Annotated in this window: 6 protein-coding genes; 4 read left to right on the forward strand and 2 right to left on the reverse strand. The window is 60.1% G+C overall.

Going from position 1 to position 5,287, the window contains the following annotated elements; all coding sequences use genetic code 11:
• On the forward strand, positions 1-180 hold a 180-nt coding region (locus tag ACIOZM_RS29150), incomplete at its 5' end, for a hypothetical protein (protein ID WP_401220494.1).
• Positions 181-194: 14 nt separating this feature from the next.
• Here the strand turns inward: ACIOZM_RS29150 and lptG are convergent.
• Positions 195-1,256 (reverse strand): LPS export ABC transporter permease LptG, encoded by a 1,062-nt coding sequence (gene lptG / locus ACIOZM_RS29155; protein WP_401220496.1) that lies wholly within the window; start codon positions 1,254-1,256, stop codon positions 195-197.
• The gene (gene lptF / locus ACIOZM_RS29160; RefSeq protein ID WP_401220499.1) at positions 1,249-2,370 is read right to left on the reverse strand and encodes an LPS export ABC transporter permease LptF; all 1,122 of its coding nucleotides are present in this window, start codon (positions 2,368-2,370) and stop codon (positions 1,249-1,251) included. Before lptF ends, lptG begins: the two co-directional genes overlap by 8 nt.
• 307 nt (positions 2,371-2,677) lie before the next feature.
• On the opposite strand from lptF, the gene ACIOZM_RS29165 reads away from it, so the two are divergent.
• The 3 genes from ACIOZM_RS29165 to ACIOZM_RS29175 all read left to right on the forward strand — a co-directional run bounded on the left by ACIOZM_RS29165 (position 2,678) and on the right by ACIOZM_RS29175 (position 5,061).
• A complete protein-coding gene (locus ACIOZM_RS29165) occupies positions 2,678-4,168 on the forward strand; it encodes a leucyl aminopeptidase (RefSeq protein WP_401220502.1) in 1,491 nt (496 codons plus the stop codon).
• Positions 4,169-4,231: 63 nt separating this feature from the next.
• On the forward strand, positions 4,232-4,660 hold the full coding sequence (locus tag ACIOZM_RS29170) for a DNA polymerase III subunit chi (protein WP_401220504.1): 429 nt from the start codon (positions 4,232-4,234) through the stop codon (positions 4,658-4,660).
• A gap of 8 nt (positions 4,661-4,668) precedes the next feature.
• The gene (locus ACIOZM_RS29175) at positions 4,669-5,061 is read left to right on the forward strand and encodes a DNA polymerase III subunit chi (protein WP_401220507.1); all 393 of its coding nucleotides are present in this window, start codon (positions 4,669-4,671) and stop codon (positions 5,059-5,061) included.
• Positions 5,062-5,287 lie beyond the last annotated feature (226 nt).

A 5,287-nucleotide genomic window follows, 5' to 3' on the forward strand; every position in this document is an offset into this window, starting at 1 on the left:
GGATATGACTCAAATCACTCACGGATCAACACTCAAAAAGGCTGCAGGCATAGCCCGCCGAAAAATAGCCGGGAATTGTACCTGATACACGGCGCAAGCGTCACGTTCACCTGTCACCCGGATTGCATGCAAAAACGCCCCGATCTGTCGACCGAGGCGTTTTCGAGGTTAAAGCGCTGACAAAAACACCGTCTTCAACCGGCTCTACGCAGCAGCCAAACACCCAACAGGGCGCAGACGCCGGCCGGTACCAGCACCGCAAACAGCGGCGAGAAACCGAACACCAGGCTCGACGGGCCGAGCAGATCCTGAACAATACGGAAGGTGAACCCCACCAGCACGCCAGTGAACACTCGCTGACCGAGGGTCACCGAACGCAGCGGGCCGAAGATGAAGGAGATCGCCATCAGCACCAGCGCTGCGGTGACCAACGGCTGCAACACCTTGACCCAAAATGCCAGCCAGTAACGGCCGTTGCTCAAGCCCTGATCCGCCAGATAGTGGATATAACCCCACAGACCAGTGATCGACAGCGATTCCGGCGCCATGACTACCGTGTTGAGCAATTGCGGGCTCAGCGATACATCCCAGCTTTCGCTTGGCGTGTTGACGACTTCAGTGCTGCGCTCATGGAACAGCGTGGTGGTGACATCAGTCAGCTCCCACTTTTGCCCGTCAAACTCGGCGCGCTTGGCGAAGCTCGACGACAGCAGATGCCGTTCTTTGTCGAAGTGATAGCGGGTCACGCCATACAACAGACCGTTAGGCTGCACGGCGTTGATGTGGATGAATTCCTCACCCTGACGGTGCCACATACCGTGCTTGGCGCTTTGCGCATCGCCGCTGCCCTGAGCCAGCGAGCGATTGGCCTGCGCCATGCTTTCAGTTGCCGGCGCAACGTACTCGCCGATCAGCACGCCAGCCAGCATCAGTACCAGCATTGGCTTCATGACCGCCCAGACGATACGCCCGATGGACACGCCAGCGGCGCGCATCACTGTCAGTTCGCTGCTGCTGGCCAGACTGCCGAGGCCGATCAGGCAGCCGATCAGCGCCGCCATCGGCAACATTTCGTAAAGACGACGCGGTGCGGTCAGCAGCACGAAGCTCAACACATCGGTCAGGGTGTAGGTATCGCTGACGTCACTCATCTCGTCGATGAAGGCAAACAATGTTGCCAGACCCAGAATGATCGCCAGCACAGCGATGATCGCCATGAACACGCTGCTGCCGATGTAGCGGTCGAGTTTAACCACGAGCCACCTCCAGCGCAGCGCTGCGACGGCTGGCCATCTTCAGGCGCAACGGCTCCCAGTACAGCAGGCCGAGACCGATGATCAGGAAGATCGCGTGCACCCACCACAAGCCCAGGTTCGCCGGGAGTTTGCCCTTCTCGAGGGCGCCGCGGGCGGCAATCAGGATGGTCAGATAAGCCATATAAAGAAGAATCGCCGGCAGCAGCTTGAGGAAACGTCCCTGACGCGGATTGACCCGCGACAGCGGCACCGCCATCAGGGTCACGATAAATACCAGCAACGGCAGCGACAGACGCCACTGCAATTCGGCTTTGGCGCGAATGTCGTCATTGCTCATCAAAGTCGAAGTCGGCATGGCGTCGCGGTCGGTGACTTCCTCGCTGACATCCGGCTTGGGCAGCAGCACACCATAGGTTTCGTAATGAATGGCGCGGTAGTCGGCCTGCCCCGGGCTGCCGTCATAGCGATAGCCGTTGTGCAGAATCAGGTAGCGGTTACCGTCGTGACGGATTTCCTGCTGACCCTTTTCCGCTACAAGCACGGAAATCCCGCGGTCCTTCTGGTCGGCGCCGAGGTTCTTCTGCGAGATGAACACGCCACTGAGATTGATCCGGTCGTCAGTCAGGCTTTCGGTGTAAGTCACCCGGGTACCGTCGCGCAGGGCCTGGAAGCGACCTGGCTCAAGGGTGTCGAATTCGGTCAGAGCGTCCTGCTTGTTCAGCAGCAACTGGAACTGATTGGCACCCTGCGGGGCCAGACTCAGGCTCAGCCATGCCACGACCAGCGCCACCAGCGCTGCCGGAAACAGAGTCATGCCCAGCAACTTCTGCTGGCTCATGCCGGTCGCCGAGAGCACGGTCATTTCGCTTTCGAGGTACAGGCGACCGTATGCCAGCAAGATCCCGAGAAACAGGCCCAGCGGCAGAATCAGCTGCAGGAAGCCCGGCAGACGGAAACCCATGATCAGGAACAGCGAGCCCGGATCGAGCTGGCCGGCAGCGGCCTGAGCCAGGTATTTGATGAAGCGACCGCTCATGATGATGACCAGCAACACCGCACTCACGGCACTGAGGGTCAACAGGACTTCGCGGGACAGATAACGGAAGACGATCAAACCAGACACTCCAGGGTTGTCAGGCTAAGGCGGCCAAACAAGCAAACGTATCGACCGGCCCGCAAGGCAGAGCGGTCGAAAAAGATGCGGCATTATCCTGTGATTGAGGGCGCCTGTCACTGCGCACACTCATCCAGCGATGCAATACGTTGAAGATCGTACAACCGAGGGTTGTCAGGCGCGGCAAGCGAGGTTCAAACTGCGGCCTTTGTCGCGGGCGCTGGCCTGCGTCTCTTCTATCTATAAGCAGGCGACTGCGGACTCCGTCGAACGCCTGCGTGTTGACCATTCATTCAGGGACCCGGACATGGAACTGGTTGTAAAAAGCGTTAGCCCAGAAACGTTGAAAACCGCCACTCTGGTGGTTGCCATTGGCGAAGGCCGCAAACTCGGCGTCGCCGCCAAACAGGTCGATGAACTGAGCGGTGGCGCGATCAGCGCCGTGCTCAAGCGTGGCGATATCGCCGGCAAGGTCGGTCAGAGCCTGTTGCTGCACAGCGTGCCGAACCTCAAGGCCGAGCGCGTGTTGCTGGTCGGCGTGGGTAAAGATGAAGAGCTTGGCGACCGTCCTTTCCGCAAAATCGCTGCCGGCATCCTCAACAGCCTGAAAGGTCTGGGCGGCACTGATGCCGTGCTGGCACTGGACGAAATCATCGTCAAAGGTCGCGACAGCTACGGTAAAACCCGTCTGCTGGCCGAAACTCTGGTGGACGGCGGATACACGTTCGACCAGTTCAAGAGCCAGAAAGCCGAACCGCGCGCCCTGAAGAAAATCACCCTGCTGACCATCAAGGCTGCTCAAGCCGAAGTGCAGCGCGCCGTGAACCACGCCACCGCAATCGCCAACGGCATGGCCTTCACCCGTAACCTGGGCAACCTGCCGCCGAACATCTGCCACCCGACTTTCCTCGGCGAACAAGCCAAGGATCTGGGCAAAGAGTTCAAGGATTTGAAAGTCGAAGTGCTCGACGAGAAGAAGATCAAATCGCTGGGCATGGGTTCGTTCTACGCCGTTGGCCAGGGCAGCGCCCAGCCACCACGCCTGATCGTCATGCAATACAACGGCGGCAAGAAATCCGAGAAGCCTTACGCGCTGGTCGGTAAAGGCATCACGTTCGACACTGGCGGCATCAGCCTGAAACCGGGCGCCGGCATGGACGAAATGAAATACGACATGGGCGGCGCTGCCAGCGTGTTCGGCACCCTGCGTGCCGTGCTTGAGCTGAAACTGCCGATCAATCTGGTGTGCATCCTCGCTTGCGCGGAAAACATGCCGAGCGGCAACGCTGCACGTCCGGGCGACATCGTCACCACCATGAGCGGCCAGACCGTGGAAATCCTCAACACCGACGCCGAAGGCCGTCTGGTGCTGTGCGACGCCCTGACCTACTCCGAGCGCTTCAAGCCGCAAGCGGTGATCGACATCGCCACCCTGACCGGTGCCTGCGTGGTTGCACTGGGCGCGCACACTTCCGGTCTGCTGGGCAACAATGACGAACTGATCGGCCAACTGCTGAGCGCTGGCAAGGCTGCCGACGACCGCGCCTGGCAACTGCCGCTGTTCGACGAATACCAGGAACAGCTGGACAGTCCGTTCGCCGACATCGCCAACATTGGCGGCCCGAAAGCCGGCACCATCACCGCTGCCTGCTTCCTGTCGCGCTTCACCAAGAACCTGAACTGGGCGCACCTGGACATCGCGGGCACCGCATGGACCAGCGGCGGCAAGGACAAGGGCGCCACTGGCCGTCCGGTTCCACTGCTGACTCAATACCTGCTGGATCGCGCCAAAGCCTGAAACCGATGACTTGCGGCGGCGCCCTCCCCTTTGGTTGGCGCCGCTTGCAACTCAGGAACCGCAATGACCAAAGTCGACTTCTACATCCTGCCCAGCGCCGATCCTTCGGCACGTCTGGACTTTGCCTGCAAGCTCACCGAAAAAGCCTGGCGCATGGGTCACCGCATCTACCTGCATTGCAGCGATGCCGCTCAGCGCGATGATCTCGATGCGCGCCTGTGGGCGTTCAAGGGCGAAAGCTTCGTGCCTCACGGCCCTGCCGACAGCGAACCGGACGGTTTGATTGTCTTGGGTTTGGGTGACGACTGCGGCCAACACCAGGATCTGCTGGTCAACCTCGACCTGAAAGTCCCGGCCTTCGCCAACAAATTCGCCCGTGTGGCGGAGGTTGTGGTGGAAGATCCGGCGATTCGACAGGCCGCGCGGGAGAGTTTCCGTTTCTACCGCGAACAGGGCTATCCTCTGCAAGATCACCGTTTACAGCGACTATGAGTACGCCGATGGACACTCCAAAACCGCTGCAAAAGCCTGGCCTGCTGGACGATCTCGAATCGATCCGCCAGTTGCTCGGCGATGACAACCTGCAACCGCCACTGCTGACCGACACGGTCGATGATGGCGAACAGGAACAGATTCCGATGTTGTTCGACGCTGTCAGCCCTGCGCCGCAAGCTGTCGAACCACCGCCCGCTCCTGCCCCGACACCTGCCGCCCAACCGGCCGCGCCTGTGGATAAAGGTCCGGACGCCCTGCTGCACCTGGACAGCGAACTGCGCGCCGCCGCGCAATTGATCATGCAAGACGTGATCGACGACTTCGCCCCGCACATCGAAACCGAAATCAAACGCCGCCTCGATGCGCGTATGGAACGACTCCTGAGCCAGTACGAATAACGCCCCCTGTAGGAGCTGCCGAAGGCTGCGATCTTTTGATCTTGTCTTTTAAAAGCAAAGTCAAAAGATCGCAGCCTTCGGCAGCTCCTACATTTAGATCCCCACCCGGCCCGCCCCGCTCGCCCTCGGCCCCATGCCCCGCTATACTTCCCGGCTTTTCCTGAATAAATGCCAATAGGGTCCCGCCGCGCATGGATAAGACCTACCAGCCGCACGCCATTGAAAC

Origin of the sequence: Pseudomonas sp. NPDC087346, from assembly GCF_044744235.1 — a bacterium.
GTDB lineage: Bacteria > Pseudomonadota > Gammaproteobacteria > Pseudomonadales > Pseudomonadaceae > Aquipseudomonas.

Bases quoted from the DNA above. Each gene is read 5' to 3' on its own strand.
- ACIOZM_RS29175 (WP_401220507.1), top strand. From the start codon at position 4,669: ATGGACACTCCAAAACCGCTGCAAAAGCCTGGCCTGCTGGACGATCTC.
- ACIOZM_RS29170 (WP_401220504.1), top strand. From the start codon at position 4,232: ATGACCAAAGTCGACTTCTACATCCTGCCCAGCGCCGATCCTTCGGCA.
- ACIOZM_RS29165 (WP_401220502.1), top strand. From the start codon at position 2,678: ATGGAACTGGTTGTAAAAAGCGTTAGCCCAGAAACGTTGAAAACCGCC.